The organism is Pectobacterium sp. IFB5596, assembly GCF_021432585.1.
Taxonomy (GTDB): Bacteria; Pseudomonadota; Gammaproteobacteria; order Enterobacterales; family Enterobacteriaceae; genus Pectobacterium; species Pectobacterium punjabense.
On sequence record NZ_LXFY01000012.1, the window covers coordinates 599,602 to 600,913 of the forward strand.

The window sequence follows — 1,312 nt, forward strand, 5'->3', positions numbered from 1 at the left end:
TGACCCGTCCTGAATAGCGTTGACACGTCCCTGACTTAAATACGGAGAACGTGATGATGACTGAGTTCAAACGTACCCAACGTGATTATCCTCTATCCTTTAAAATAGCCGTCGTTGAACAGGTCGAAAAAGGCGAGATGACCTATAAACAGGCCCAGCAGCGATATGGCATTCAGGGGCGCTCCACCGTTCTTGTCTGGCTGCGTAAATATGGCCAGCTTGACTGGAGTCCCGGACTTCCTGACCTGATGAAAAGGAAACTGCTTGTGGCTCAGACAACTACCCCACTTACACCCGAGCAAAGAATCAAAGAACTTGAAGAGCAGCTTAAGCTGGCGAATCAGAAAGCCGAGTTTTTTGAATCTGTTATCAACGTCCTGAAAAATGATTACGGGGTAAGTGTCGTAAAAAAGCGGCCCGGCAAGTCCTTGCGCAGGGTCAGGCCCCAAAAGTCACCGTGACACGCGCATGCCAGCTCCTGGGGCACAGCAGACAGGCATGGTACCAGCATAATGCAAGGTGCAATAAACGACATGAACACAATAGTCAGGTTCTTGATTTTATTGCCCGAGTTCGGTGCCGTCAGCCACGTATAGGCACACGCAAACTCCACTTTCTGTTGAACCGTCAGGCAGGTGAAACACTCAATATCGGGCGTGACCGCCTGTTTAGCCTACTGGGTAAACACCGGCTTCTGGTACCCGTAAAGCGGGCATACCACAAAACGACCAACAGCCATCATCGTTTTTACCGGCATCCGAACTTGCTGAAGCCTGGCCCCGAACAGGTTACTGTCCTTCAGCCGGAGCAAGTCTGGGTCGCCGATATTACTTATCTACCAGTACGCAGTGGCACGGTCTACCTGAGTTTGGTCACGGATGCCTGTTCCAGAAAAATCATGGGTTACCATGTAGGAGATAATCTGCAAACTGAAAATGTGGTAAAAGCCTTCAAACGTGCATTACGACAAAGAAAAACAAAAGGGCTGTTGATACACCACTCTGACAGAGGGCTACAATACTGTTCAGCGCTTTACCAGTCGGTACATGAGAGAAATGGGATAACCTGTTCAATGACAGAGGGTTATGACTGCTATCAGAATGCGCTGGCTGAACGGATAAACGGCATCCTGAAAAATGAGTTTTTACTCTCGCGCCCAGCTAATCTGGCACAAGCGAGGAAAATGGTAAAAGAATCTGTGGCGATTTATAACCATGAGCGGCCACATCAGGCCCTGAAATACAAAACGCCCGATGAGGTTCATCAGGCGTTTTACAGGCAGAAAACTGTCAACCTATATCAGGACTAGTCA

The 1,312-nt window shown here is 48.8% G+C and carries 1 protein-coding gene; it reads left to right on the forward strand.

Annotated elements, in window-relative coordinates:
- Window positions 1-53 precede the first annotated feature (53 nt).
- Window positions 54-1,309 (forward strand): IS3 family transposase gene (locus A6301_RS12365; protein WP_205542839.1). Its coding sequence is split into 2 segments (ribosomal slippage): window positions 54-405 and window positions 405-1,309, totalling 1,257 coding nucleotides; the frame shifts between segments, so codons are not numbered across the junction.
- The last annotated feature ends 3 nt before the right edge of the window (window positions 1,310-1,312 follow it).